General features: G+C 39.9%; 28 protein-coding genes and 1 pseudogene. 11 read left to right on the top strand and 18 right to left on the bottom strand.

From position 1 onward, the window contains the following. Positions 1 to 178 precede the first annotated feature (178 nt). A pseudogene (locus FY048_RS14990) lies at positions 179 to 749 on the bottom strand (TetR/AcrR family transcriptional regulator). Positions 750 to 837: 88 nt separating this feature from the next. On the opposite strand from FY048_RS14990, the gene FY048_RS14985 reads away from it, so the two are divergent. Next, positions 838 to 2,052, top strand: a complete 1,215-nt coding sequence (locus FY048_RS14985; RefSeq protein WP_446091661.1) for an oxygenase MpaB family protein — start codon at positions 838 to 840, stop codon at positions 2,050 to 2,052. A gap of 67 nt (positions 2,053 to 2,119) precedes the next feature. Here FY048_RS14985 and FY048_RS14980 read toward each other — a convergent pair whose 3' ends face one another. From FY048_RS14980 to def, 4 genes are all read right to left on the bottom strand, one after another. Continuing rightward, positions 2,120 to 2,326 (bottom strand): hypothetical protein, encoded by a 207-nt coding sequence (locus tag FY048_RS14980; RefSeq protein ID WP_446091660.1) that lies wholly within the window; start codon positions 2,324 to 2,326, stop codon positions 2,120 to 2,122. Between the two features lie 54 nt (positions 2,327 to 2,380). Beyond that, a complete protein-coding gene (locus tag FY048_RS14975) occupies positions 2,381 to 4,462 on the bottom strand; it encodes a TonB-dependent copper receptor (protein WP_446091659.1) in 2,082 nt (693 codons plus the stop codon). Between the two features lie 72 nt (positions 4,463 to 4,534). Then, a complete protein-coding gene (locus FY048_RS14970) occupies positions 4,535 to 4,960 on the bottom strand; it encodes a DUF2946 family protein (protein WP_446091658.1) in 426 nt (141 codons plus the stop codon). Positions 4,961 to 5,003: 43 nt separating this feature from the next. After that, complete coding sequence (gene def, locus FY048_RS14965; RefSeq protein WP_446091657.1) at positions 5,004 to 5,534, bottom strand: peptide deformylase; 531 nt, start codon at positions 5,532 to 5,534, stop codon at positions 5,004 to 5,006. 122 nt (positions 5,535 to 5,656) lie between these two features. Here def and FY048_RS14960 point away from each other — a divergent pair, with 122 nt between their 5' ends. From FY048_RS14960 to FY048_RS14950, 3 genes are read left to right on the top strand one after another with little or no spacing between them, the layout of a single operon-like run. Further along, complete coding sequence (locus FY048_RS14960; RefSeq protein WP_446091656.1) at positions 5,657 to 6,811, top strand: LysM peptidoglycan-binding domain-containing protein; 1,155 nt, start codon at positions 5,657 to 5,659, stop codon at positions 6,809 to 6,811. A gap of 20 nt (positions 6,812 to 6,831) precedes the next feature. Then, positions 6,832 to 7,965, top strand: coding sequence for a DNA-processing protein DprA (gene dprA, locus FY048_RS14955; protein WP_446091655.1), 1,134 nt, complete (start codon positions 6,832 to 6,834; stop codon positions 7,963 to 7,965). Positions 7,966 to 8,016: 51 nt separating this feature from the next. Then, positions 8,017 to 8,586 (top strand): L-threonylcarbamoyladenylate synthase, encoded by a 570-nt coding sequence (locus tag FY048_RS14950; protein ID WP_016139565.1) that lies wholly within the window; start codon positions 8,017 to 8,019, stop codon positions 8,584 to 8,586. Positions 8,587 to 8,977: 391 nt separating this feature from the next. Here FY048_RS14950 and FY048_RS14945 read toward each other — a convergent pair whose 3' ends face one another. Both FY048_RS14945 and FY048_RS14940 read right to left on the bottom strand, forming a co-directional pair. Further along, positions 8,978 to 9,898: a DMT family transporter gene (locus tag FY048_RS14945; RefSeq protein ID WP_446091654.1), complete on the bottom strand. Its 921-nt coding sequence runs from the start codon at positions 9,896 to 9,898 to the stop codon at positions 8,978 to 8,980. Between the two features lie 111 nt (positions 9,899 to 10,009). Next, positions 10,010 to 10,663: a TetR/AcrR family transcriptional regulator gene (locus FY048_RS14940; RefSeq protein ID WP_446091653.1), complete on the bottom strand. Its 654-nt coding sequence runs from the start codon at positions 10,661 to 10,663 to the stop codon at positions 10,010 to 10,012. A 135-nt stretch (positions 10,664 to 10,798) separates the two neighbouring features. Here FY048_RS14940 and FY048_RS14935 point away from each other — a divergent pair, with 135 nt between their 5' ends. The 4 genes from FY048_RS14935 (at position 10,799) to FY048_RS14920 (ending at position 14,203) form a co-directional block, all read left to right on the top strand. Further along, positions 10,799 to 12,013, top strand: coding sequence for an MFS transporter (locus FY048_RS14935; RefSeq protein ID WP_016139568.1), 1,215 nt, complete (start codon positions 10,799 to 10,801; stop codon positions 12,011 to 12,013). A gap of 21 nt (positions 12,014 to 12,034) precedes the next feature. Beyond that, complete coding sequence (locus FY048_RS14930) at positions 12,035 to 12,799, top strand: AraC family transcriptional regulator (RefSeq protein ID WP_446091652.1); 765 nt, start codon at positions 12,035 to 12,037, stop codon at positions 12,797 to 12,799. A 120-nt stretch (positions 12,800 to 12,919) separates the two neighbouring features. Continuing rightward, positions 12,920 to 13,465, top strand: a complete 546-nt coding sequence (locus FY048_RS14925; RefSeq protein ID WP_016139570.1) for a glutathione peroxidase — start codon at positions 12,920 to 12,922, stop codon at positions 13,463 to 13,465. A gap of 141 nt (positions 13,466 to 13,606) precedes the next feature. Beyond that, positions 13,607 to 14,203, top strand: a complete 597-nt coding sequence (locus FY048_RS14920) for a hypothetical protein (protein ID WP_446091651.1) — start codon at positions 13,607 to 13,609, stop codon at positions 14,201 to 14,203. A 62-nt stretch (positions 14,204 to 14,265) separates the two neighbouring features. Here FY048_RS14920 and FY048_RS14915 read toward each other — a convergent pair whose 3' ends face one another. The 10 genes from FY048_RS14915 to FY048_RS14870 form a co-directional block, all read right to left on the bottom strand. After that, on the bottom strand, positions 14,266 to 14,685 hold the full coding sequence (locus tag FY048_RS14915) for a F0F1 ATP synthase subunit epsilon (protein WP_016139573.1): 420 nt from the start codon (positions 14,683 to 14,685) through the stop codon (positions 14,266 to 14,268). Between the two features lie 17 nt (positions 14,686 to 14,702). Beyond that, entirely contained in the window at positions 14,703 to 16,097 is a 1,395-nt protein-coding gene (gene atpD / locus FY048_RS14910; protein WP_003655528.1) for a F0F1 ATP synthase subunit beta, read from the bottom strand. A gap of 30 nt (positions 16,098 to 16,127) precedes the next feature. Beyond that, entirely contained in the window at positions 16,128 to 16,997 is an 870-nt protein-coding gene (atpG, locus tag FY048_RS14905; protein WP_016139574.1) for a F0F1 ATP synthase subunit gamma, read from the bottom strand. A 77-nt stretch (positions 16,998 to 17,074) separates the two neighbouring features. Further along, complete coding sequence (atpA, locus tag FY048_RS14900; RefSeq protein ID WP_016139575.1) at positions 17,075 to 18,619, bottom strand: F0F1 ATP synthase subunit alpha; 1,545 nt, start codon at positions 18,617 to 18,619, stop codon at positions 17,075 to 17,077. A gap of 46 nt (positions 18,620 to 18,665) precedes the next feature. Continuing rightward, positions 18,666 to 19,202 carry a F0F1 ATP synthase subunit delta gene (locus tag FY048_RS14895; protein WP_004795294.1) on the bottom strand — a complete coding sequence of 179 codons (537 nt, stop codon included), beginning with the start codon at positions 19,200 to 19,202 and terminating at the stop codon, positions 18,666 to 18,668. 12 nt (positions 19,203 to 19,214) lie between these two features. Continuing rightward, positions 19,215 to 19,685 (bottom strand): F0F1 ATP synthase subunit B, encoded by a 471-nt coding sequence (locus FY048_RS14890; RefSeq protein ID WP_446091650.1) that lies wholly within the window; start codon positions 19,683 to 19,685, stop codon positions 19,215 to 19,217. Positions 19,686 to 19,723: 38 nt separating this feature from the next. Beyond that, complete coding sequence (gene atpE, locus FY048_RS14885) at positions 19,724 to 19,969, bottom strand: F0F1 ATP synthase subunit C (RefSeq protein WP_000424060.1); 246 nt, start codon at positions 19,967 to 19,969, stop codon at positions 19,724 to 19,726. An 84-nt stretch (positions 19,970 to 20,053) separates the two neighbouring features. Beyond that, positions 20,054 to 20,929 (bottom strand): F0F1 ATP synthase subunit A, encoded by an 876-nt coding sequence (atpB, locus tag FY048_RS14880; RefSeq protein WP_016139578.1) that lies wholly within the window; start codon positions 20,927 to 20,929, stop codon positions 20,054 to 20,056. Between the two features lie 104 nt (positions 20,930 to 21,033). Continuing rightward, positions 21,034 to 21,432: an ATP synthase subunit I gene (locus tag FY048_RS14875; RefSeq protein WP_016139579.1), complete on the bottom strand. Its 399-nt coding sequence runs from the start codon at positions 21,430 to 21,432 to the stop codon at positions 21,034 to 21,036. Between the two features lie 170 nt (positions 21,433 to 21,602). Beyond that, positions 21,603 to 22,442 (bottom strand): metal ABC transporter solute-binding protein, Zn/Mn family, encoded by an 840-nt coding sequence (locus tag FY048_RS14870; protein WP_016139580.1) that lies wholly within the window; start codon positions 22,440 to 22,442, stop codon positions 21,603 to 21,605. A 127-nt stretch (positions 22,443 to 22,569) separates the two neighbouring features. Here FY048_RS14870 and FY048_RS14865 point away from each other — a divergent pair, with 127 nt between their 5' ends. The 3 genes from FY048_RS14865 to znuB are packed head-to-tail and all read left to right on the top strand — an operon-like array spanning position 22,570 to position 24,641. After that, positions 22,570 to 23,067 carry a transcriptional repressor gene (locus FY048_RS14865; RefSeq protein ID WP_005309148.1) on the top strand — a complete coding sequence of 166 codons (498 nt, stop codon included), beginning with the start codon at positions 22,570 to 22,572 and terminating at the stop codon, positions 23,065 to 23,067. After that, positions 23,040 to 23,828: a zinc ABC transporter ATP-binding protein ZnuC gene (znuC, locus tag FY048_RS14860; protein ID WP_035366323.1), complete on the top strand. Its 789-nt coding sequence runs from the start codon at positions 23,040 to 23,042 to the stop codon at positions 23,826 to 23,828. The genes FY048_RS14865 and znuC overlap by 28 nt, the downstream gene beginning before the upstream one ends. A 3-nt stretch (positions 23,829 to 23,831) precedes the next feature. Next, positions 23,832 to 24,641 (top strand): zinc ABC transporter permease subunit ZnuB, encoded by an 810-nt coding sequence (znuB, locus tag FY048_RS14855; RefSeq protein ID WP_446091649.1) that lies wholly within the window; start codon positions 23,832 to 23,834, stop codon positions 24,639 to 24,641. A 1-nt stretch (position 24,642) separates the two neighbouring features. On the opposite strand, the gene FY048_RS14850 is transcribed toward znuB, so the two are convergent. After that, on the bottom strand, positions 24,643 to 25,269 hold the full coding sequence (locus tag FY048_RS14850) for a LysE family transporter (protein WP_446091648.1): 627 nt from the start codon (positions 25,267 to 25,269) through the stop codon (positions 24,643 to 24,645). Positions 25,270 to 25,290 lie beyond the last annotated feature (21 nt).

The following is a 25,290-nucleotide window of genomic DNA, read 5'->3' as shown; positions in this document are numbered from 1 at the left end:
AGTTCTTATCTGCATCACCGCCGATGGATGTGCATTATAGAGGATTAAAAACCCTTTGCAAGCGAAAATTAGAAACTTATGACTTGAGCGTTCACTTTTAAATCAACAACCAATTTAACATATTGTTTTATATAAATAATTATTTTAATTATTCATTTTTGACCTAAATAAGCCAGTATCATGCTCGACAATTCTCGCTTAAGTTGTTGTTCTGATATAAGAAAATTGTTCTGACTCACATATCGCATCATCGTAAAAAGCGTACTATTAATAATTACAAAGGATTTATACTTCACCTGTTCGAAGTCCCACTGATGAGGATTTCTACTAAATGTATATAGTCCGACTTCAAAAAAATGTTTTTCTAAAATCTGAGCAGCTTGCGAATGGCTATAGTTATGCCAATGTTTCAGTACTTCTATAAAAAAACCATGATCGGCTTTTAATGCATTAAACCCTAGCTCTATCGCCAAGGGGATGAGCAGGTCTAAAGGAATATTTCCTTGCTGCATAACCAGCTCTTTAAGTTGATGTCCTAATAGTTCGCTTTTACGGCGTAATAGTTCTTCTATGATTTGATCTTTATTCTCAAAGTATTGGTAAATCGAACCTACACTTACTCCAGATTTCTCTGCAATTTTAGGAGTTGTGGTATGTAGTAACCCATATTGGGCAATACAGTGTTGTGTCGCCTCTAAAATATGGTCAACAATAATTTTTGAACGCTGTTGCTGTGGAGCTTTTCTCATGGGTTGTTTATTCGTTAAATGCGAATTGAATGCGAATAATTATTCATATTAGCCTATTTATTATTCAGTTCAATAAGTAAGTAACGATATGCAAACGATTAGCCCAACTCGACTTGCTTCTTTTAATGACATGCAAGACAGTAATTTTTTTACGCAGTTTTTAAATGTCTGTTGCGAAAAACCAGCTCAACCGAACTATACAGAATATGTATCTTTACAACGTGCTCTTTGTGAAGGGGACGTTGAAATGGATAAGGTGATTGATTGGGTTATGCAAAATCCCAAAGATCATCGCATGATTTTTGAGAAGATATTATATCAAGGCCGCGATAACCTATTTGAGCCAGTACCTACAGAGTTAGAGAATTTCTTTAATTACATTGAACAAAAGCCTGAATGGCTAGATCAACATCAAATTGATGAGGCTATTAAATTTACTCATCGTTTAGGAATAAATAATGGTTTTATTCTTAGAGATTTATCTTTAATGGCGGGATATTTATATCCGGGGTTTAATCAACCTTTAATTTTAACTGGCGCACTGAAGAAACAAGCAGGAACACGTTTAGCGGAGACGACCAAATGGTGGGTTGATATTACTGAACCTCAAGGGCTTTCTCGTTTGGGTTCAGGCTTTACCTCAACCATTTATGTTCGCTTTATTCATGCACTCGTTCGCCGACAATTAAAAAAGTCTGATCGTTGGGATAGCGAAGTTTGGGGAATTCCTCTTAATCAGTTTGATTTAGCAATGACCAACTTAGCGTTTAGTAGTGTGGTTTTACTCGGTATTAGAGCTTTAGGAATATGGCCGACAAAACAGGAAACTAAGAATTTTTTACATTTTTGGCGTTATGTTGGCTGGTTGATGGGTATTGATGAAAAATGGCTTATTCAATCTGAAACTCAAGGCTGGCGCTTACTTTACTGGATGCAGTTTGCTCACCCTCGCTCCGATCACAGCAGTATTGAATTAGGATCGAGCTTATCTAAAGAACCTTTTGAGAGAAAATATCAGCATTTACGTTCTTTGCAGCAGAAGCTTGCTTATCGACAACATTTAGAACTTACTCAATTTTTTATTGGTAAGAAAAGAATGAGATTACTCGGATTGCCTCGTCAGTCAGCTTCATGGTTTGCTTATTATCTGATTTTGCGTAATTCATTACTTTATAGTGGTGCAAAGCTTTCACCAAAAATTGAAAACTTCTTATCCAAATCAGGGCGTAATATACAAAAACTTGGCCTAAGTCTTTATCAGAATCAAGGTAAAGCAAAAACCTTAGCAAGTATGCATCAATAATTTTTAAAACCTAAAAATAAAGAATGGAAGTCTGGATATCAGACTTCCATTCTTAAATGTTAGGAACTTATTGAGATGATGAACTATGCATTTCAGCGTGATTCATTTGCTCGGGTGACTCCATCATCTGCTTCTTTTTTTGACTTGGCATGTAGTCAGGTTCATTGTTGATTGCCAAGTAAAAAATAATCATAAATAATAAACTCAAGATAGAAGCCACGATAAGTAACTTCCATCCCCACCAAGACTGTTCAGGTGATAATTTATTTGTCATTTGATTTCTCTCATTCAATTAATATTTTCAGTTCATTTAATTCGCTACAGCTTATTAAAACTTCATGCTCATACGAACCCAGTAGTTTCTTCCGATATTATTGAACTGCTCTTCACTCGCAAATCCAAAGCCTGCACTACCCGCTTTATTTAAGTGTTCGGTATAAGTCTTATCTAATACGTTATCGATGCCGACAGAGACATCAATATCTTTACGAAGGTTGTAACTTCCGTTTAGAGAAAGAGTTGAAAACCCTTTACTTGGTTTTAGGTCATATCCCACGATGTTACCTTGATGTAGACTCACGCGGTTTTGCTCAGCAACAGCTCGCCACAACAGACCTAAATTATATTTGTCAGCCACATAGCGAATATTTAGTCGACCTTCTAAAGGTGAAATTTGAGGTAAAGGTTTGTCATCTGTGGTGTTTTTACCCCATGCATACATAGCACTTAAATCTGCCTGAATATGGTCGGTAAATTGATAGCCAATACCTGCTTCTGCACCTGCAATGGTCGCATCGACATTTTTGGCTCCAGCAGTAATACCATGGCTCATATCATGTCCATCCATATCCATGCTTGGGTGATGGTGGTAACTCATTAAAATGTAGTCATTTACTAAGCTTGCATAAGCAGAAGCCCATGTATTTAAAGCGCCATGTTGTTGCTGAAAGCCCAGATCCAACTGTAGTGTTTTCTCAGGATTCACACCGTTAAAGGTATTGGTTGAGCCAGCATTACCATGTTGAGGCGAGAAAAGTTCCCAATAATCAGGCATACGCTCTACATAACCTAAACCAATATAGCTTTTTAGGTCATGCTCAGGATGTTGATTTTCCCAACGGAAAAATGCACTCGGTAAAGTCTTTTCAAGCTTCGTATTAAAATCTTTTGATTTGGTGCGTTCGTCCTCAACTGTTACTCGATCTAAACGCACACCTGTGACCAGCTTGTTAAGCTCGTTCCATTGATAGCCGAGTTCGCCAAAAGCTCCGTATGATTGAAAGATCATATCCGTTACGCGAGGCTGGTTGAGGTAGTTACTCCCCATACTACTGCGTGAGCTGTGTTTATTATTTTGAGTATCTACACCCGATATAAAGCTCCATTGATTCCACTCGTTAGTCATCGCTAAACGTGCGTTCAATGTACGGCGTGCAACATTTGATGCCATTGGCATGGACATACCATCTTGTGGATTAAATTCACGCAAGCTGAAATTATCCATGACGTGGTCGTTATAGCTGTAGTTCACCTGCCCTTCAATTTTCTTAATAACATCAGTGATGTTTTTCTTTTCGAAACGCAGACCTAAGCTTTCACGCGCAAACTGAGAACCATCCATTGAACGTCCAGCATAAAGCGACTCACCATCAGATTTTCCACCCGTGACTTCAATCCATGTGTTTTCATCTGGAGTAAAGCCAAGTGCTACATCAGCATTCCACTTTTTCCATGCTGAAGGCACGGTATTGCCATCACCGTCTTGATAACTATTAGACTCTGAGCGGTTGGCATTTAAACGGATATATTTCTTTTCATCGCCAATTGCTGCTTCAACATTATGATCAATACGTCCATAGGAACCTAATAAGACACTCGCTTGTCCACGATAAGGTTTTTCAGAGGTGAGTTTCTCAGGCTGACGTTCAAAAAGAACAGTCGCGGCAGAACCTGTATTGGCATATTGAACTGTTTGCGGACCTTTAATGACAGAAATACGGTCATAACTTTCTGGAGAGATATAAGAAGTTGGAGCATCCATACGGTTTGGGCAGGCACCTAAGTTCTCTGTACCATCCGTTAGAATTTTGATGCGTGAACCAAACATGCCTCGGAATGTCACATCACTATTTGTTCCCCCACTTTGTATTGAGTTAAAACCCATAATACTTTGTAGATAGTCTGCACCATCTGTAGCAGGTACTGGCTGAATGGGCTGTTTCGGGTCTGCATGTACGATCAGACCATTTGCATCGTTGCCTTGCTGTGCTGTAACAACAATAGGTGCCAAAGAGTGAAGTGAATTTGTATCGGTATTATTTTTTTGAGAATCAGCAAAAACTAGGCCCGAATGAGAGACAGCAAGCATCGCAACCCATAAAGGTTGTAATAAGAATTTAGAATGTGGCATTTTTATACGCTCTAAAACATAAATAAAGTGATATTGAAGTCAGTTAAGACCCCAACAAAAAACTGCTTTTATTTATGCAAATAGAGGCGGTGCGCGCCCTTGCGGGAGTAGGAAAAGTCGCTGTAGCGCAAAGTAAACATGACAAAATGCTTGTTGATAAGCGACTAAGCGAACTTGTATGCGGACTAAAACTTCTTTTACGCCGAATTCAGGCGGTAAAACCAGATTGGCATAGACGGTACAATATTGACACTGGTGATTTGCATCATGATGGTCATGTTGTCCAGAAGCTTGTGCCTGTTCAATATGATGTTCATGATGTGAATGCATGGTATGTGACATGGTTTCCATCTGTGCTTTGGGTTTAAGCAAAGCACGAGTAATAGTTTCACAGACCGGAGCAATTTGATATTGCTTCGGTAATAGCGGCTGTAGAAATACCGCAACCTGTAAAAACACTGCTGCACATGCAAGCAACAGACCACTACGAAAAATCAAAAATCACATCCACACTATATTAATGTTTCAAGAATAGAAATTTTTAACGTTTTACTGCAACTTTTTCACGCTCACGTTGACGAACAACTTTTTCGACTTTTTCTCGAGCACGCTGACGTTTAAGTGGCGACAAATAATCCACAAATAATTTGCCATTTAAGTGATCCATTTCATGTTGGATACAAACAGCGAGAAGTCCATCAGCTTCTATCTCAAATGCTTGACCTTCAAGGTTAATTGCCTCAATTTTCACACGTGACGAGCGATCAACTTTGTCGTATATTTGTGGCACTGATAAGCAGCCTTCTTCGTATTGCTGCTTCTCTTCAGTCAGTGGAGTTATTTTGGGGTTAATAAAAACCAAAGGTTCATCTTTAGCTTCAGATAAATCTATAACGATTAACTGAATATGACGATCCACCTGTGAAGCTGCTAAACCAATACCTGGTGCGGCATACATGGTTTCAAGCATATCTGCTGCAAGTTGACGAATTTCATCAGTAACTTCTTCAACAGGCTTAGCAATGGTACGAAGACGGGGATCAGGAAAACTTAAAATAGGTAATAAGGCCATACTGACGTCCTCACTTATGCCATTGATTGAAAAACCAAATGAAGGAAATACTTCATCGAAAAATTGTGTGTTAGCCGCCTATTATAACGCATCTGCACGCATAATTTTTAGGAATTATCATAATGAAAAAGGTTTTTAACGGCATGGTTGAATTTCATGCTTTGGGGATAAAAAAGCATTTACTTGCTTTCGCACTTTTTACAGGGGTTGCAATGGGTACAGTAGCAGAGGTTCATGCTGCTAGTCCGAACCATAATCCACCCTCTCTTAAAAGTAATGCGCCACATGTCTACATTGTAAAACGAGGAGATACGCTCTGGGATATTTCTGGTCATTTTTTGAGTAAACCTTGGCGCTGGCCAGAAATCTGGGCAAATAATCAGCATGTCAAAAATCCACACTGGATTTATCCTGGTGATCGATTATTGTTATGCAGTTTAGCTGGTCGACCATTGATAGGTAAGGATGAGGGAGATGGTTGTGTTGGCATTATTCGTCGCTACACAGGTCAAATGACAAACTTGCAACCTCAAGTTCGTGTGGAGTCACTTAACGACAATGTGCCTGTTATTCCACTTGAACATATCAAACAGTGGTTAGAACACAGCACAATTTTGCCAGCCGATGCAATTGAACATACCCCTTATATAGTGGGAACTGCTGATCAGCGTGTGCTTGCGGCAAAAGGTCAAACTATTTATGCGCGCGGACAAGGCTTAGTAAATGGTCAACGTTATGCAGTCTACCGTGAAGGTGAACCTTACTATTTCACAGACAGTAAAGGTAAAAAGCACAGTCTAGGTATTGAACTGCAACAAGTTGCCTCAGGGATTGCGATCTCTTCTGAAAAAGACATAACAACGCTTGAGTTAACGGATAGCTACGATTCCGAAGTACGTCGTGGCGATCGGGTTATGCCAGAAGAAGAAGCAACACTGCCTACTTTATTTTATCCAGTAGATGCCCAACAAGTTACAGATGCGGGCAAAATCATTCGTGTAATGGGCTCAATTGGTAGCGCTGCCAAAAATAGTGTGGTGACCTTAAACCGAGGTACGGCTCAAGGGATTCAGGTAGGACAAGTTTTTGATATTACCCAAAAAGGTGAAACCATTCGAGATCCTAAAACCAAAGAACCAATACAGTTACCTGGACAACAAATTGGTAGTCTGATGGTTTTTAGAACCTTTGATCAGCTTAGCTATGCCTATGTATTAGAAAGTGACTTACCTATTAAAGTAGGTTCAAGTATTCAGCCACCTCGTTTTGATGATTAACGCTGGATATACTCTTTACAATGCTTATTCAACTTTCTTCACACCATTACCACACGCTTAAAGTGTGGTATTTGGTGCAGCACTCTTTAGTTAGTTTCAAAAAAATTATCGATTATTTTGGTAGCTGTGAAAAGGCAGTCCAACCTGCAGGATTGTCCCAATGGCGCAATCTCGGATTACATGCTAATCATTTAAAACGTGTAGATGAATTTCAAACTGCTCAGGGTCAAGCTCAGTTTGAAAAACTGGTTGAGCAGATCCAGCAACATACTGACTTTATTTTAACCTCAGATGATTCTGGCTATCCTACGCAATTACTACCATATACAGACCATCCGCCCATCATTTTTGGCAAAGGCCAAGCTCAAGCCTTATTGCAACCACAAGTGGCTATTGTAGGTAGCCGAAAACCCAGCCCACATGGTCGTCAGGTTGCTTATGATTTTGCCTATTATTTAAGTGAAAAAGGATTTTATGTAAGTAGTGGCTTGGCATATGGCATTGACGAAGCTGCTCACCAAGGAGCTTCAGCACATCAACGTACGATTGCAGTAATGGGAACAGGTTTAGATAGCATCTACCCCACTCAAAATAAAAAACTTGCAGAACAGATCTTGGCTCAAAATGGCGCCATCATTACTGAGTTTTTGCCCGGTACACTGCCCTTGCAACAGCACTTCCCTCGTAGGAACAGAATTGTCAGTGGTCTGAGTTTAGGTGTATTAGTGGTAGAAGCGACTTTAAAAAGTGGCTCATTGATTACGGCCAACAAAGCTGCCGAGCAAGGTAAAACCGTATTTGCCATTCCTGGCCATATTTACAGTGAGTTTCATCAAGGCTGCCATCAGCTCATTCGTGAAGGAGCCATTTTAGTCGATCATCCTGAACAGATTATTGAGGACCTTGCCCTTCCAACCCAATGGCAAAGCCAGCAACAAAACTCAACTGAGGAGGTAGTCGTTGCTTGCGCCCCAGAAATTCCTGAGCATTTAATTAACCTTTATCAGTCCTTAGACTGGGTCGGACAAAATATTGACCAGCTTGTCATACACCACTCTCAACCTGTGGCAGAACTCACCTCTTCACTCATGGAACTAGAACTACTTGGTTTATGTATGCAACAATCAGGGCTGTATTTACGTTGTCGCTCTTAGTACTGGAGCGCACAACAGCAATTCTGTCTGATTGAAAGGAAGAGTATTACCATGATTACCACCTCAGTTACCGAAGCAGCCGAAAGTTTACATCAAGGTCAAGTCTTGGCGTATCCAACCGAAGCAGTTTGGGGACTAGGTTGCGACCCTTTTAACGAACAAGCTTTCCAAAAAATTCTAGAGCTGAAACAAAGACCTATTGAAAAAGGGGTCATTTTATTAGCAGGTCATATTAGTCAAGTTGAACACCTGTTGACCTCTTTACCTGAAGCGACTCAACACGAAATTATTGATTGTTGGACGAATCATCAACCTTCAGAAAGAGCCACAACTTGGCTATTACCTGCTGGTGAACATATTCCTTCATGGATTAAAGGCGAACATCCTCTTGTCGCCGTTCGAGTGACCACACATCCTTTGTGTGTGGCATTATGCAATGCTTTTCATGGTTTTATTGTCTCGACGAGTGCTAACCCAAGTGGCCAAGAACCTGCTCATTCACTACAAGATGCCTGCCAATACTTTGGTTCACAATTAAACTATCTCAATGGTGACTTAGGCCAAAGTCAGCAGCCAAGTAGAATTATTAATGCTCTCACTGGAGAGATTATTCGCGCCTAATTTCAGACAAAAAAAAGCTCAGTTATATAGGGATAACTGAGCATAAAAAAGGATGGGTATATACCGCATCCAGAGGGTTTGGATATCTCTGCAACGAAAGATAATTTGCAAAAAAAGCATGTCTTTCGTAGTGGTCGCTATTATGTGGTAAGTGATCAAATGAGAGAAATATCTTATTTCTCTAAAAAAAGCATGAAAAGTGTAGGGAATTTACGATTTTTCTTTTAAAAGTTAAAATTATATTAATATTTTTACTCGGCTTTTTTAATATTTATATTTCAATCTCTTTTTATAAACTATTTATAAATCATATAGAAAAACTTTAAGTAAGAAAAAAATGGCATATTTTCATCAGTTTTTTTCAAAATATGCCATAGTTTTTTTAACCGCTTTAGTTTTGTTCTTGTATGAGTTCACTCTTTTTAGAGTTCACCTTCTTTTGAGCCATAACGATACCAGTTAAAATTATCATGCCGCCTAGTGTGTGATAAATGGTCCACTGTTCAGACAACCAAACACTCGCAATAATTGCAGTAAACACAGGTACCAGATTCATGAAAATACTTGTTCTATTCGGGCCAAGTTGCTGAACAGCTAACATCCAAACTAACGGCGCAATGAGTGAAGCAAATACGCCTGCATAAATAGCACTTGGCGCATTTTGTGCATTTAAAGCATCCAGTCCGAACCAAAAAATTAAAGGCAGATGAAACACAACAGAAAAACCAATCTGGACATATAAGCTCGTCATGATTGGGAGAGGCAACTGCCATTTTTTAAGAAAAACCCCATAAAATGCATAAAAGAACACAGCAATAATCATTAAAGCATCACCAAGATGTCCACCACCATTTAATAAGTGGCTAATATTTCCTTGGGACATGACATATAGCAAACCAGCGAAAGATAAAATACTGCCAAAAACTGCATATCGATTAGGTACATCTTTCAAAATGGCAAGAGAGACAAAAATCGTAAAGATAGGGATAAATGCATTCACAATTCCCATATTGGTTGCACTAGTATAATGGGCAGCTGTATAAGCAAGTCCTTGATAAAGCACCATTCCAAATGCACTTAAAATTGCAAACTTGGGCAGATATGGTTTGATTAGATGTCGCTGTTTCCAAACGGGTAACAACATAAATGGGGTTAAAATAATAAATGCGATTAACCAACGGTAAAAACTGATACTTACCGGAGAGATATAATCTGAGACATAGCGGGTGACTACAATATTCAAAGACCAAATCAGTACTGCCAAAATGGGAAATATAAATGCCCATTTGTGATATTTCATGACCTGACTCATAGTAATACACCATCTACAAAAGAGATCTCATTTTGAAGAATGTCTTAATAAATTGAAATATCGTATTTCCGACATTGATATTGAACTTAGGACATCATCTTTATCTATAATCTAAAATAATGTCCAAGCTTTCACAGCATGACCTACCACTTTATGTAATTGCTCGCTACTCGCACCATCTCTCGCTTGAATAGTCAGCCCTTGAATGACAGTGGTATAAAAATCGGTCATTTCCTGTAAAGGTGCATGAGAAGATAAATCTCCCTCCTCTACACCTTGCTGAAGGCGTTTTAATAATTTTTCTTTTGTCTTTATGCGCTTATCCAATAGGTTTTGCTGTACATCTTGAGTTGCATCAGAGCAATTCATAGCAGCAACAACCACCATACAACCAGCTGGCTTATTCGGCTGAACCAATCTTTTAACAATGTCATAAAGATATAACTCAACAGCAATTTTTGCAGTTTTTGCTTCTACAAATATAGTGTCAATCGGACATCCTTCATGAGCTAAATAGTAATCAACGCATCTGTAAAACAACCCTTCTTTGTCGCCGAAGGCACTATATAAGCTCGGTGCTGTAATTTCCAAAGCTTGTGTTAAATCACTAATAGAGGTTGCTTCATAACCATGCTCCCAAAACAGCAACATTGCTTTTTGCAAAACCTGTTGTTCATCAAAGCATTTAGGACGTCCACGCTTTTTTTTCAGAGCGTCTTCTGTAACAGCTAAATTCGTTTCATGCCTATTTGTCATAAAGATCACATCTATTTTTATAACAATCGTTATTAAATTAATTGACGTTCGATTTTTTATCAACTATTTTATTTTCATAATGATCGTTAGTTAATTAAAAAATTGCCTTTCTTCACTTCAAATTTAGCCAAGTCAGGATTTCTTATGGACCAATCTTCTATCTCTAAAGCGCGACCCACGACCTCCCCTCAAGGGAGCTGGTTTGCCATTTTGGCCGTTGCGATTGCAGCATTTGCATTAGTAACAAGTGAATTTTTACCTGTTGGTGTTTTAAATAGTGTTGCAACAGATTTAAATATTTCTGTAGGTACAGCCGGTCTTATTATTACTGTACCCGGCATTATGGCAGCAATTGCCGCCCCTTTATTACCTGTATCTGTGAAACAACTTGATCGACGTTATGTACTCATTTTACTCACAGCAATTATGGTCATTGCCAATACCATTACTGCCTTTGCAGAAAACTTTCATATTTTATTGCTCAGTCGCTTAATTTTAGGAATTTCGATTGGGGGGTTCTGGGCAACAGCGATTGCTTTAAGTGGGAAATTAGCTCCCTCACATCTTCCTATCGCTAAAGCAACCGCTGTAGTGATGGCAGGTGTAACTTTTGCGACAGTTTTAGGGGTTCCTATTGGAACATGGTTAAGTGAATTTTATGGCTGGCGCAGTGCTTTTGGAATTACAGCAGGAATTGGCGTAATTGTTTTAATCTTACAATTAATCTTTTTACCTAAACTTATTCCAGACTCGCCAATCCATATGAGGGACTTACCAGCATTATTACGTACGCCAAAAGCACGCAGTGGTATGTTGATTGTTTTACTGATCGGACTTGCTCATTTTTGTGCATATAGCTATTTAGCACCTTTCTTCAAAAATATTGCAGGTTTTAACGGTACAACGATTAGTTCATTACTATTGCTGTATGGAATTGCAGGTATTTTCGGAAATGCATTTGCTGGCTATAGCGGTAATTTAAATGTCAGATATACTCTTGCCTTTGTTAGTGCTTGTTTTGCAATTGTATTTTTTGGATTTCCACTTTTTGCCATTCATGAATTTGGTGCTATTGTCTTAACGGCATTATGGGGCTTCGCATTTGGTGCTTTCCCTACTTCAGCAAATATTTGGATGTTTGTACATGCGCCAAACGCAGTTGAAAAAGGTATGCCTCTTTTTGTAGGTATGTTTCAGGTCATGATTGCGACCGGTTCATTATTAGGTGGATATGTGGTTGATCATTTCAATGAAAATACTTTAATTTATGGTGTATTAAGCTTTGTTGCCCTAGCATTACTAAGTACATTTACCTTAGCGAAAGGTTTAAATAATCCTAAAGCTACTTGTGAAAATTAAAATATGAGTCAGAGCACATAAATGAAAAATGAGGACCAACAATTTTCTTTATTGAACAGTATAGAAGTTCATGAATTTCTATATCAAAAAGAAGATATTGTTCGTCCTCATGCCTCTCTCTGGGGAGATTTTAATTTCAGTTTAAATGGCATTTTAGAAATAGAGATTGAAGAACAGTTATATCTTTCTCCACCTAGCTATGGACTTTGGATTCCGCCTCAAATCGTTCATCAATCTACTCATATCGATCACGAAATTCACTATATCTGTATTCGATTGCACCCTCGTCTATGCTCTATTTTAGGCGATATCTGTCGATGCTTTAGTATTCAACCCTTTCTGCGCACCTTAGTTTTGCAAATTCTCGAACAGCAAAAACAAACCGAAAAACTTGAATATTTAGAGCATCTTTTACAAGTTTTATTCGATCAATTAAAACAAGCTCCCGCATATTCACATTATTTACCGCAAACACGCCATCCTGTTTTATTGCCAATTTTAGAAAAACTTTCAGACCCATTACTTTTTGATCACTCTTTACAGCAGTTGCTTCAAAATTTCTCGGTCAGTGATCGCCACTTATTACGTTTGAGCCAACAAGAGCTTCAGCTTTCGTTGTCGGAATGGCGTAACCGAGCCAAAATTGTTTATGCTATTCATCAGATTCGCCAAGGGACACCCATTAAGCGTTTAGCATATGATTTAGGTTATCAACATAGCTCAAGTTTTATCGAGTTTTTTAAACGTTATACTGGGCAAACGCCTATACAAATTAGAAATAACTAGAATTTAGTTTATCTTTAAAAACTTTTTCTTTTTTGAACACGAATATTATTGCACTACCCTTCAATAGCAGTTAAAACAAATGCGTTACTTGATATCAATTAAAATCTTTAGGAAAGACTCATGACACAATCTGTATATCACATTCCAGTAAAAGCTATTTCAGGCGAAACGGTTGATCTTGAACAATACAAAGGTAAGGTTTTACTTATTGTAAACACTGCTTCTAAATGTGGTTTAACTCCTCAATACGAAGGCCTAGAAAAGCTTTATCAAGCAAAGAAAGATCAAGGTCTTGAAATTTTAGGTTTCCCAGCAAATAACTTTAAAGAGCAAGAACCAGGTTCTGATGAAGAGATTCAGCAATTCTGTTCATTAAATTACGATGTTCACTTCCCTTTATTTTCTAAAGTGTCTGTTGCAGGTGAAGATAAACACCCACTCTATGAAACTTTGACAGCCGCTCAACCAGAACGTGCTGGTGAAGGTCCGTTCCGTGAGCGTTTAGAAGGCTTAGGTATTCCAACTAATCCAGCCCCAGAAGTTTTATGGAACTTTGAAAAATTCTTGATTAATAAAAATGGTGAAGTAGTGGCTCGTTTTGCTCCAAACATAACTGCAGATGATGAACAAATCGTTAAAGCAGTTGAAGCAGAATTAGCAAAATAATGTTTTAAAAACGTGAAAAAGAGCGTTTTATACGCTCTTTTTCATTATCTGATCAAAGTGTTGTTTGTTTGCAAAAATACAATCTTTCTCCATATTTTATGCCTATAGTACCTTTTGCTTTATTTGATGTTGTTTGTAGTTATGAAAAAAGTTTTACAGGGTGCATTTCTTCCTTTTGTAATTTTTGCCTCAGGCATGCTTTTACTCGGGTGTGATCAGGCACAAGACCATGCTACTGAACAAGAAAATACTGAAATAACTGAGCAGGCATCTGATCAAGCTACTGAAAGACAAGATTCAGATATTGCTCAGAGCAAAAATGAACTTAAAAGCGGTAATATTTTTTATATGGTTCGAGATGCAGCTAATTTACAGCTTAAAGCTGGAGATTATGTTGAACAACTTAAAGATACTCAGCTTGACGTTGAACAAGCAATTCAAGATAAAAATCAAAATGAATTAAAAACAACTGTTGCAACTTTAAAACAGCAATTACAAGGTTTAAATCAAGCTCTTCTCACCTTGGATATCAAAAGTCAGGAAATTGAAAATATACGCCAAAGTTTATTACAGGCCAATCAACAAGCTCTTAGCATGCCGTTATTAAACGGAAAATTAGATCAAATCAATTTTGATAAAATTGAAAAACAGTTGAATACCATTCAAATGGATATGGTTAAACTCGCAGCTATGATTATGGCTGGAGATGAAAAATCAGATTCAAAAACTGACTCTTAATCTAAAATACATATCATAAAAAAAGCCACCTTACGGTGGCTTTTTTTATCTCAAACCAACACTTAAAGTGCGCGGTTTTTGATTTTACGAATAGTTTCAAGCTGTGCAGCTGTTTCTGCCAAGGCAGCCAAAGCAGCAGCAGAGTCCAAATCACTCTTTTGGTTCGCAAGCAATTGTTCAGCATGTTTACGTGCTTCTAAAATTGCAGCTTCATCCAAATTGTCTGCACGGATTGCAGTATCTGCAAGAACCGTTACAACATGAGGTTGAACTTCTAAAACACCGCCAGATACATAGACGATTTCTTCTGTACCATTTTCCAACTGAACACGAATCGGGCCCGGTTGAAGTAAGGTTACGAGTGGAGCGTGTCCTGGCAAAATACCAAGCTCACCACCAGCACCTTTCGCGATTAACATCGTTACTGCGCCAGAGTAAATAGACTCTTTAACACTTACGACATCACATTGCATAGTCGCCATGAGATGATCTCCTTAAATTAGAGTTTCTCAGCTTTAGCAATCACTTCGTCAATACCACCAACCATATAGAACGCTTGTTCTGGGATGTGATCGTATTCACCAGCTAATAGACCTTTAAAGCCACGAATCGTTTCTTTAAGCGATACTAATTTACCAGGAGCACCAGTAAACACTTCAGCTACGTGGAATGGTTGAGAGAAGAAACGTTGGATTTTACGCGCACGGTAAACAACCAATTTATCTTCTTCAGCTAACTCATCCATACCCAAGATTGCGATGATGTCTTTAAGCTCTTTATAACGTTGCAAAATGTTCTGTACAGAACGTGCAATTTCATAATGCTCTTGACCAACAACTAATGGGTCTAACTGACGTGAAGTTGAGTCAAGTGGATCGATCGCTGGATAGATACCAGAAGATGCGATGTCACGGCTCAATACTACTGTTGCATCTAAGTGAGCAAATGTAGTTGCAGGCGATGGATCTGTTAAGTCATCGGCAGGTACGTATACTGCTTGGATCGATGTGATCGAACCAGATTTAGTAGACGTAATACGCTCTTGAAGAACACCCATTTCTTCTGCAAGTGTAGGTTGGTAACCTACCGCAGATGGCATACGACCTAACAATGCTGATACTTCAGTACCTGCAAGTGTATAACGGTAGATGTTGTCGACGAATAATAATACGTCACGACCTTTACCATTTTCGTCTTTTTGATCACGGAAATATTCAGCCATAGTCAAACCAGTTAACGCTACGCGTAAACGGTTACCTGGTGGCTCGTTCATCTGACCGTAGACCATTGCTACTTTGTCAAGAACGTTAGAATCTTTCATTTCGTGATAGAAGTCGTTACCTTCACGAGTACGCTCACCAACACCAGCAAACACAGATAAACCTGAGTGAGCTTTAGCGATGTTGTTGATCAACTCCATCATGTTAACGGTTTTACCAACACCAGCACCACCGAACAAACCAACTTTACCACCTTTTGCAAACGGGCAAAGTAAGTCGATGACTTTAATACCAGTTTCTAAAAGATCAGTAGAAGCTGCTTGTTCAGCATAAGAAGGTGCTTGACGGTGAATCGGCAAACGCTCTTCAGTCGCTACAGGACCTGCTTCATCAATTGGGCGACCCAAAACGTCCATGATACGACCAAGCGTAGCTGGACCTACTGGAACAGAAATTGGTGCATTTGTGCTGGTTACGTTAAGGCCACGTTTAAGACCTTCTGTAGAACCCATTGCGATGGTACGAACAACACCATCGCCAAGCTGTTGCTGAACTTCTAATGTAGTTTCAGTACCGTCAACTTGGAGAGCGTCATAGATCTTAGGAACGCTATTGCGCTCAAACTCGACGTCGATAACCGCGCCGATGATCTGAATGATACGACCGCTACTCATTGCTGTCTCCTCAATTCAAACTTAATAATGTTAAACGGCAGCGGCACCACCAACGATCTCAGAAATTTCCTGAGTAATCGCGGCTTGACGCAGCTTGTTGTAAATGAGTTGTAGGTCTTTAATCAGTTGTCCTGCGTTGTCTGTCGCTGCTTTCATCGCGACCATACGAGCTGACTGCTCACATGCAACGTTTTCAATCACACCTTGATAAACCATAGACTCGATATAGCGAACCAACAAACCATTTAACAATTCTTCTGCTTCTGGTTCGTAGATATAGTCCCAACCATAAGTACGGTTGAGATCATCGCCTTCTTCTGCTGGTGCTAAAGGAACAAGTTGTTCTACTTTAGGCTGCTGAGTCATCGCATTAATGAAGCCATTTGATACGAGGTAGATACGATCTAATTCGCCCTTATCAAATGCATCAAGCATAACTTGAACTGAGCCAGTTAACTGTTCCAAACTCGGCGCATCGCCAAGTTGGGTAGTTGCACCAAGCACTTTACCGCCGTAATTCTTAAAAAACGAAACCGCTTTTTGACCAATTAAAGCAAATTCAACTTCAATTGACTGCTGTTGTTGTGCTTTGACATGCTGCACAACTTTCTTGAACAAGTTAATGTTCAAGCCACCTGCCAAACCACGATCTGAAGACACTACGATATAGCCAACGCGCTTAACTGGGCGGTCAACCATATAACGGTGTTTGTATTCAGGGTTTGCTTGGACTAAGTGAGCAATTACACGGCGCATATTATCGGCATACGGACGGCCCTGAGCCATGCGCTCTTGCGCACGACGCATTTTAGAAGCAGCTACCATTTGCATCGCGCGAGTAATCTTTTGCGTGCTCTTGATACTAGCTACTTTGGCGCGAATTTCTTTTAAATTTGCCATACGCTTAACCTAGTATTCGAAAGCTCTTTCGAGCTTCCGAAGGTTGATCCGTGAACCAAACTTAACTAAAACTGAACTTAGTAAGTTTGAGTCGCTTTAAAGCTTTCAATACCTGCTTTGATTGCTGCTTCGATGTCTTTGTTATAATCACCAGTTTCATCGATTTGTTTCATCAACGGAGCATATTCTGAGCGGAAGTAAGAAATTAACGCAGTATCAAAGTCTACGATTTTCTTAACTTCTACGTCAGACATATAGCCTTCGTTAGATGCATAAACAGAAACAGCCTGGTCAGCAATTGAGTAAGGAGCATATTGCTTTTGCTTCATTAACTCAGTTACACGTTGGCCATGTTCAAGTTGTTTACGAGTTGCTTCATCAAGGTCAGAAGCGAACTGAGCAAACGCAGCCAATTCACGGTATTGTGCTAAAGCAGTACGGATACCACCAGACAATTTTTTGATGATCTTAGTTTGAGCAGAACCACCAACACGAGATACAGAGATACCCGCGTTCACAGCAGGACGAATACCTGCGTTGAATAATGATGTTTCTAAGAAGATCTGACCGTCAGTAATCGAAATTACGTTCGTTGGTACGAATGCAGATACGTCACCTGCTTGAGTTTCAATAATTGGCAATGCAGTTAAAGAACCAGTTTTACCAGTTACTGCGCCATTAGTGAATTTCTCAACGTAGTCAGCAGATACACGAGAAGCACGTTCAAGAAGACGTGAGTGAAGATAGAATACGTCACCCGGATACGCTTCACGACCTGGTGGACGACGTAAAAGCAATGAAATTTGACGGTAAGCAACTGCTTGCTTAGACAAATCATCATAGATAATAAGAGCGTCTTCACCGCGATCACGGAAGTATTCACCCATTGTACAGCCAGAGTACGGAGCTAAGTACTGCATTGCAGCAGGATCAGCAGCCGCAGCAGCGACAACAGTTGTATACGCCATAGCGCCAGTTTCTTCTAGCTTACGTACAACGTTTGCAATTGTTGATTGTTTTTGACCAATCGCAACGTATACGCATTTAATGCCAGAATTTTTCTGAGCGATAATCGCATCGATCGCCATCGCTGTTTTACCAGTTTGACGGTCACCAATAATCAACTCACGCTGACCACGACCCACAGGAATCATGGTATCAACTGATTTATAACCAGTTTGAACAGGTTCGTCTACAGACTGACGCCAAATTACGCCTGGTGCTACTTTTTCAACAGCATCAGTTAATTTTGCATCAATTGGGCCTTTGCCATCAATTGGGTTACCCAAAGCGTCGACAACACGGCCAAGAAGTTCCGGACCAACTGGAACTTCAAGTACACGACCTGTACAACGAGCTTTTTGACCTTCTTGAAGGCTTAAGTAGTTACCTAAGACAACGGCACCCACTGAATCCTGTTCTAGGTTCAGTGCCATACCAAATAAGCCGCCGTCAAATTCGATCATTTCACCGTACATTGCATCAGCAAGACCGTGAATGCGCACGATACCGTCGGATACCATAACAATGGTACCTTCGTTTTTAGCGGTCGCGCTGGTGTCCAGATCGCTGATACGCTGTTTAATGAGCGCACTGATCTCGGATGGATTCAGTTGTTGCATTGCGCTATTCCTCAATCTTTTATTAGTTCAGTCTTCATCATTTGCATTATGCAAGAAGACGAGTACGCATTTTTTCAAGCTTGTTAAGCGCAGAATCATCTATCACTTGATCGCCTGCACGAATTACAACACCTGCAATAAGCTCAGGTTTAACTTCAACTGAAACAGTTACAGTACTGTTGAAACGCTTTTCTAAAGCAGATTTCAACAATTGCTCTTGTTCAGCAGTTAATGGGAAAGCCGATTCAATCACGACATCCACATTGTTGTTATTCTGTGATTTAAGCTGTTCATATTCTGCTTCAATTTCAGGTAACAACATTAAACGATCGTTATCTGCAAGAAGTGTCAAAAAGTTAGACACTGCTTGAGATTGACCTTCACCTAAAACTTTAGCAAAAAGCTTCACTTGCTCCACAGGAGTAAGTTCAGGGCGATTTAAATAAGCGGAAAATGCTTCGTCTTGCACCGCAGCACTGAGCACTTGTAACGCATTCGACCAATTGTCTGTTGCACCTTGCTCAGAAGCATAAGCAAATGCTGCTTTGGCATACGGACGTGCCAACGTCAAGAGTTCAGCCATGATTCGCCTCTCTTAAAGTTTAGCAGCCAGCTGAGACAGCATGGCATTATGAGCTTCTGCGTCAACTTGCTGGTTCAGGATTTTTTCTGCGCCAGTTACTGCCAAAGCAGCTACTTGTTGACGTAATTCTTCGCGAGCAGAATTGATATCTTGATCAACAGCTTCTTTAGCCTGTTGACGAATACGCTCACCTTCAGCCGCAGCTTGAGTACGCGCTTCTTCGATCAATTGTGCTGCACGACGATTCGCTTGTTCGATCAATTGAGCCGCTTGTGCTTTAGCTACATCAAGCTCTTGCTTTACTTGCGATTGTGCATCGGCAAGGTCAGCTTTCGCTTTTTCTGCTGCATTTAAGCCATCAGCAATTTTACGCTGACGCTCACTAATCGCATTGATTAGTGGTGGCCAAACAAACTTCATGCAGAATGCAACAAAGCATGCAAACGCAATCGCTTGACCAATCAATGTGAGGTTGATATTCATTGCAATTCCTCAAATAGTGGATTTAGGAATTAAGATGATTAACCTACAAATGGATTAGCGAAGATGAAGAACAAGCCAATACCAACACCGATCATAGGCACAGCATCAAGAAGACCCGCGATTAAGAACATACGAGTTTGAAGTTGTGGAGCCAATTCTGGTTGACGAGCTACAGCTTCTAGAAAGCGACCACCCAAAAGACCAAAACCAATCGCAGTACCTAAAGCACCGAAAGCGATCAAGATAGCAGATGCAATTGCAACTAGACCTAAAGTGAGTTCCATGAAAAATTCCTCAGAGGTTAGGTTATTACCAAATTAAATTAAAAAAATTCAGCCCAACCACCATTTGATAGTTAGGCAATACCATTAATGTTTTTCGCTTGCCATGCTCAAGTAAACGATGGTAAGCATCATAAAGATGAATGCCTGCAACGTGATTACAAGAATGTGGAAGATCGCCCAAGGCACAGATAACGCCCATTGAATCCAAAACGGCAATAAAGCAATTAGGATAAAGATCAGCTCACCAGCATACATGTTACCGAATAGTCGGAGAGCTAATGAAATAGGACGAGCAAGGAATGTTACCAATTCCAAAATCAAGTTCACTGGAATAAGCAACGCTTTTGCAACCGGATTACTTGGGTTAAATGGGTTAAGTGCCAACTCGCCAACGAAACCACTAACACCCTTTTCGCGGATGCTGTAGAACAAGATAAGTACAAATACAGATAAAGACATACCTAAGGTAATGTTTGGATCTGTAGATGGAACGATCTTGAAGTAAACGTGGTGAGGGTTCATACCAAATACGTTTGCACCTACAAATGCTGCAACTTGAGGAATCCAGTCAACTGGAATCAAGTCCATTAAGTTCATGAGGAAAATCCACACAAAAATAGTGAGAGCAAGTGGAGCAATTAAACGTGATTTGCCATGAAAGGTGTCACGGACACTTGAGTCAACAAACTCAATGATCATTTCAATTGCAGACTGGAATTTAGTTGGAACACCTGCTTTTGCAGTTTTCGCAACAATCCAGAATAACAAACAGAAAATAACACCAAGGCCAATTGACCAACCCATTGAATCCAAGTGAATTGCAGTGAACCCCATCGAATGAGCTTCTTCAGCAGTCTCAGCCAATTTCCATGTACCGTCTGGCATTTTGCCATAGGTCATATTGGTCAAGTGATGCTTGATATACTCTGTCGAAGTGAGGGCATGTTCTTCAGCAGCCATAAATCACACCTGGTCAATGTCAATTACTAAAAAGAAGGGTTACGAACATCGGCGTACTGTCGATATCTCGCCACCCTCCAAAAAATCTTCAATTCTTCTTGTTTCTACACCCGTTTTTGTTGACGTGACACCCAAAACGGAGCGACCCACGACATTGCCTGAACGAGAATAAAACCAAACAGCAATGCTAACGGTGATAAAGGTTTAACATTACTTAAAATCAAAATAAATCCAACGATCATGATTGCAAATTTGCCTAACATGCCCCTATACATGTTAGACAGCACTTGTTTTGATGCTCTCGCACCTGCTGTTCTGAAGGATTGCCACGAGAAATAACTCATAGCAAGCCAGCAAACCAGTGCACCAAGTGCCGCACTTAATGCTGCTGTCATGTCTTTTATGCTCCACGCCACGAGGGCGGAAACAGGGATCATACATGCTTGTAAGAAGACCAAAGCTTTTGCTAATCGTCGGTCAATCAAGCGACTAGTTCGGCTCATTATTTATCCACTCACAGCATAAATGCTTGACAAGTTTAGCTGATGATCGCTTTTAATCGCAGGCATTATAGAGTTACACCCCTGAACATGCAATCTTTTCCCGACTTTAGTCGGGGTTTTTCATGACAGGTGGTGCTGACGCTACAGTCAGCCTTTGTTTATTTTTTATCTTATTTTTGCGTACTTAATACACATTTATCTGTTTTTATAGCCAGTTTCTTCCATGCAGTGACGAAATCATCCTCGTTATTCATGCTCTCGTCTACGGGTTGAAAAGTAATGTTACCTAATTTTTGATACTGGCTTTTAGTGGTAAAACTTTCTGCCAATAAACACATCTGATCTTTTGGTCGATTATCATTAAGATACTTAATTTGAGCTGCTGTTGGTGCAACATGAGGATCATCTGTCAAAGCGCCTGCAAACTTTAAGTTTAAAGAGCGTTCTAAATATTGATAAGCATCATGATATGACCAATATGGTTTGCCATTACTTGTACTATCGTAAACTTGTGCAGCCTGAAACATCTTACGAGCGAAGATATTGGCATTATTCCAATATTTAGCCTTATTTTCAGGATGCTGCTGAGAACGTAAAGCTGCAATAAAAAAACCGATTCTAACTGCATTGTTAGGTTCTAACCACACATGGGTATCTACGGTATTAGGTAAAGCCGCCCCACGGGTACTACGCAAGGGTAAAACAGAAACTATGCCACTATCTAATAAGGCAATTGCTTTCTTATTATTACCTAACAATTTATTTAGAGGTGCTTCATGAGCCTTACCCAGCCAGATTACTAAAGATGCATCATTAATTGCTTTACGGTGCGCTGGAGTTAATTGTACGTCATGCCCAGTTTGTCCCTTTAATAAGAGTTGTGGTTCTTCAACACCCTGAGTGACTTCTTTTGCAATCAGATAGATCGGGTGTGTAGAAACCACCAACCCCTGACTCCACCCTAACGTACTCAAAAGAGAGAACATACTGAAAACAAAAAAACGGAACATGACAGACCATCAATTAAAATTAGCTCGAAGCATGTTATAATATAACAAAGTTACAAAAATACCTAAGATTAATCGAATGAAGCATCGCTTCATGCTAATATTCCGTTAAAAATTCGAGGTTATTTCTATGAGTTCCTGCTCGCATGAACATCATGATTCTTTGCATGGGGTGCATGATCACCATAATGTCGCAAACCGTTTAGCTGAAGCAGAAAATTTATGTTCTGCGACTGGCGCACGACTTACGCCTTTGCGCAAAGAAGTTTTGGAACTCATTTTAAATGCTTCGGGCCCAATGGGTGCTTATGACTTACTCGCACGCATAAAAAGTCAAACTGATCGCCCAGCTGCTCCTCCAACTGTATATAGAACTTTAGATTTTTTATTAGAAAAAGGTTTGATTCATCGCCTAACTTCTATTAACGCCTATATTCCCTGTTGCCATCCTCGCGAAGGTCATCAAGCAGCATTCTTAATTTGCACCGAATGTCACATGGTTAAAGAAGCCTCTTCTCAAGGCTTAACTCACCAGCTTGATCAACTTGCAGCGTCAGATGAGTTCGTGGCTCAACACAGCATTATTGAAATTTCGGGGAAATGCCAACAGTGCCGCACAACTCGCTAGATCCTGTATTAATTCAGCTTGAGCAGGTTTCTGTTCATCGTGATAATCGGGAAATTTTAAAAAAAGTTGATTTTGCTCTACATCAAAATGAAATTGTGTCTTTGATCGGGCCAAATGGTGCTGGCAAATCAACACTAATAAAAGTTCTGCTTGGTATTCTCCAGCCGAGTAGTGGACGCATTGTTAATTATAAAAAACTCAAAATGGCGTATGTGCCACAGAAGTTCAATCCTTCACATAGCCTACCTTTACGTGTGCAGGATCTACTCGATTTAGAAAAATGTACCCCTGCCCTGCGTCAGGAAATTATTCAAGACACCGGTATTTCAAAGTTACAACAATCAAAAGTACAACAACTTTCTGGTGGTGAACGCCAACGGGTACTACTAGCGCGTGCCCTACTTCGCCAACCAGACATTTTAGTTCTCGATGAACCGATGCAAGGCTTAGACATTCAGTCTGAAGCTGAACTTTATGAATATGTCCGTAGTCTGCCAGAACGATATGGCTGTGCGATCTTAATTGTTTCCCATGACTTACAATGGGTGATGGAAGGAACACACCGTGTCGTGTGTTTAAATAAACATATTTGCTGTAGTGGACTCCCAGAGAATATTCAACAACATCCTGAATATCAGGCTATCTTTGGAACTCAACGAGTTTTCTATCAACATCATCATGATCATTGTGCTCACGGTGATGCTGCTCACCCCTGCCCTCATAATGACCGCCCTCACATCCACCCAGAACCGGAAGCTTAAACCATGATGGAATGGTTACAATTATTGTTGCCCGCATGGATTATGGGAACCTTATTGGTGTTTTTAACCGCACCTCTTGGTTGTCTAATGCTTTGGAGACGCATGTCTTTTTTTGCTGACACGATGGCGCACGGGACATTACTTGGGGTTGCTATCGCAGGTGCTTTAAGTCTTCCTCTTTGGCTTGGTGTTGCAGGCACTGCTGTTTTACTGGTCGCAATTTTATGGGCTCTACATGACAACCGTTTACCCAATGACGCTCTCTTAGCCTTATGTTCAGCGACATTGCTCTGTAGCGGTTTATTGTTTATTCAACATGTTCCAAGTTTAAGACCTGAGCTTTTAAGTTATTTATTTGGCGACTTGCTCAGCATTGATTGGCCCGACTTACCCGTTTTCACTTTAATTATTGCGCTATCACTCGTGATTCTTTACCGTTTTTGGCAGCCGCAAATACAGTTTGCAATTGATCCAGATATTGCAATTAGTGAAGGGGTAAATGCGAACTGGCAACGTCTTATTTTTATGCTTTTATTGGCTTTATTTACTGTCTTGGCTTTGCGTGCTGTAGGTTCTTTACTTATGGGTGCCTTACTGGTAATACCTGCTTTAAGTGCTCGCTTATTAGCAAATTCACCAAAGCAAATGGTCATTTGGGCGTTTGTATTAGCTCAAGTTGGGGTTAGTGTAGGCCTATGGTCAAGCGCAGCACTCAATATCTCTACAGGCTTAAGTATTGTTTTATGTATGGCATTAACTTTCGCTGTTATTTTTATAACTCAAAAGCTAAAAAATCAAACACAGGCGGCCTAAATTAGGACGCCTGATGAACTGTACTTAATAATAAAGCTGCACAGCTAAACATCACAGCAAAACCCCGATTCAAATATTTTTGCTGTTTAGGAGAACGAAGTAATCTTAGAACCTTTGATGCGAGCCCCGTATATCCAGCCATTACAATCAAATCAATCGTGATCATTGTTACAGCCATAATCAGGTACTGTATCGATTGAGGCTTACCCAAATCTAGAAACTGGGGTAAAACAGCTAATAGAAATACAATCGCTTTGGGATTACTAATATTGACCACAAAACCATTTAGTAATAGCGCAAATACAGATTTATCTCTTTTTTCTTGTTGAATTTCTATATCTTTTACAGGGGCTGTCCACTGTAAATAAGCAAGATATAACAAATAAATCACACCAAACCATTTAACAAACTGAAAAGCCAAAGGTGTCGTTGCAAATAAAACGCCCACACCTGCCGCCACCACCATAATTTGAAGTAGCAAAGCAATTTGCAAACCTATTGCATTCCAATAGCCATGCCTAAAACCATAGTTTAGACCACTCGACATTGAAGCAATTGCTCCCGCACCCGGTGAGATACTAATGACCCAACAGGCCAACATATAAGCGAACCAAACTTGCAGAGACATAGCGAAAAATAGACTATAAAA

The organism is Acinetobacter sp. 1124_18A, assembly GCF_052824995.1.
The sequence above is the reverse complement of the archived record's forward strand: the minus strand, read 5'-3'. Positions and strand labels throughout refer to the sequence as shown.

Coding starts and splice junctions, on each gene's coding strand:
- FY048_RS14875 (WP_016139579.1), bottom strand. CDS start 21,432: ATGAGCCGAACTAGTCGCTTGATTGACCGACGATTAGCAAAAGCTTTG.
- FY048_RS14975 (WP_446091659.1), bottom strand. CDS start 4,462: ATGCCACATTCTAAATTCTTATTACAACCTTTATGGGTTGCGATGCTT.
- FY048_RS14985 (WP_446091661.1), top strand. CDS start 838: ATGCAAACGATTAGCCCAACTCGACTTGCTTCTTTTAATGACATGCAA.
- atpE (WP_000424060.1), bottom strand. CDS start 19,969: ATGGAACTCACTTTAGGTCTAGTTGCAATTGCATCTGCTATCTTGATC.
- FY048_RS14915 (WP_016139573.1), bottom strand. CDS start 14,685: ATGGCGACTATGCAATGTGATGTCGTAAGTGTTAAAGAGTCTATTTAC.
- dprA (WP_446091655.1), top strand. CDS start 6,832: ATGCTTATTCAACTTTCTTCACACCATTACCACACGCTTAAAGTGTGG.
- FY048_RS14865 (WP_005309148.1), top strand. CDS start 22,570: ATGAGTTCCTGCTCGCATGAACATCATGATTCTTTGCATGGGGTGCAT.
- FY048_RS14935 (WP_016139568.1), top strand. CDS start 10,799: ATGGACCAATCTTCTATCTCTAAAGCGCGACCCACGACCTCCCCTCAA.
- FY048_RS14950 (WP_016139565.1), top strand. CDS start 8,017: ATGATTACCACCTCAGTTACCGAAGCAGCCGAAAGTTTACATCAAGGT.
- FY048_RS14945 (WP_446091654.1), bottom strand. CDS start 9,898: ATGAGTCAGGTCATGAAATATCACAAATGGGCATTTATATTTCCCATT.
- def (WP_446091657.1), bottom strand. CDS start 5,534: ATGGCCTTATTACCTATTTTAAGTTTTCCTGATCCCCGTCTTCGTACC.
- FY048_RS14925 (WP_016139570.1), top strand. CDS start 12,920: ATGACACAATCTGTATATCACATTCCAGTAAAAGCTATTTCAGGCGAA.
- FY048_RS14895 (WP_004795294.1), bottom strand. CDS start 19,202: ATGGCTGAACTCTTGACGTTGGCACGTCCGTATGCCAAAGCAGCATTT.
- FY048_RS14960 (WP_446091656.1), top strand. CDS start 5,657: ATGAAAAAGGTTTTTAACGGCATGGTTGAATTTCATGCTTTGGGGATA.
- atpG (WP_016139574.1), bottom strand. CDS start 16,997: ATGGCAAATTTAAAAGAAATTCGCGCCAAAGTAGCTAGTATCAAGAGC.
- atpB (WP_016139578.1), bottom strand. CDS start 20,929: ATGGCTGCTGAAGAACATGCCCTCACTTCGACAGAGTATATCAAGCAT.
- FY048_RS14980 (WP_446091660.1), bottom strand. CDS start 2,326: ATGACAAATAAATTATCACCTGAACAGTCTTGGTGGGGATGGAAGTTA.
- FY048_RS14890 (WP_446091650.1), bottom strand. CDS start 19,685: ATGAATATCAACCTCACATTGATTGGTCAAGCGATTGCGTTTGCATGC.
- atpA (WP_016139575.1), bottom strand. CDS start 18,619: ATGCAACAACTGAATCCATCCGAGATCAGTGCGCTCATTAAACAGCGT.
- znuB (WP_446091649.1), top strand. CDS start 23,832: ATGATGGAATGGTTACAATTATTGTTGCCCGCATGGATTATGGGAACC.
- atpD (WP_003655528.1), bottom strand. CDS start 16,097: ATGAGTAGCGGTCGTATCATTCAGATCATCGGCGCGGTTATCGACGTC.
- znuC (WP_035366323.1), top strand. CDS start 23,040: ATGCCAACAGTGCCGCACAACTCGCTAGATCCTGTATTAATTCAGCTT.
- FY048_RS14850 (WP_446091648.1), bottom strand. CDS start 25,269: ATGTCTCTGCAAGTTTGGTTCGCTTATATGTTGGCCTGTTGGGTCATT.
- FY048_RS14920 (WP_446091651.1), top strand. CDS start 13,607: ATGAAAAAAGTTTTACAGGGTGCATTTCTTCCTTTTGTAATTTTTGCC.
- FY048_RS14870 (WP_016139580.1), bottom strand. CDS start 22,442: ATGTTCCGTTTTTTTGTTTTCAGTATGTTCTCTCTTTTGAGTACGTTA.
- FY048_RS14930 (WP_446091652.1), top strand. CDS start 12,035: ATGAAAAATGAGGACCAACAATTTTCTTTATTGAACAGTATAGAAGTT.